The following is a 408-nucleotide window of genomic DNA, read 5'->3' as shown; positions in this document are numbered from 1 at the left end:
GTCCCCACGCCTCCGGTCCTCACCAACGCTCCGGGACTTCCCGCCGAGCCGGCGCCCCCTCCTCCACCCAGGACCCTGCGACTGACGGAGCGCGAGGTGCTCGTCGTCTTCGGCACCGCCGGCGCCACCAATATCCACTACTCGGTCGACGGAGAGAACGGCTCCTGGAGACGGGGACGCGAGGTGAACGACTTCTCCGAGGGGTGTCAGGTCTTCCGCTCGCCCGATGATTTCCGTGACTTCATGCGGATGGCCATGCTGTCCAAGCGTGCGCACTGCCCGTCTCGCAAGGCGAGCTGTTGCGAGAAGCTCACGGTGCAGGACGTCGAGACGGCCATCGGCCCGAAGATGACGGAGTTCATCGGCAAGTGTCCCAGTGTCTTCGCCCAGCCTGCTAGCGACGCAATC

The 408-nt window shown here is 65.9% G+C and carries 1 protein-coding gene; it reads left to right on the top strand.

Annotated features, from left to right (window positions below):
• The coding region (locus tag HR086_RS47770; protein ID WP_174468999.1) for a hypothetical protein at window positions 1-408 on the top strand (408 nt) is incomplete at both ends.

The sequence above is a fragment of the Myxococcus sp. CA039A genome, assembly GCF_013336645.1.
Taxonomy (GTDB): domain Bacteria; phylum Myxococcota; class Myxococcia; order Myxococcales; family Myxococcaceae; genus Myxococcus; species Myxococcus llanfairpwllgwyngyllgogerychwyrndrobwllllantysiliogogogochensis.
Note: the sequence above shows the minus strand (reverse complement) of the source record. Positions and strands in the feature narration are given on the sequence as shown.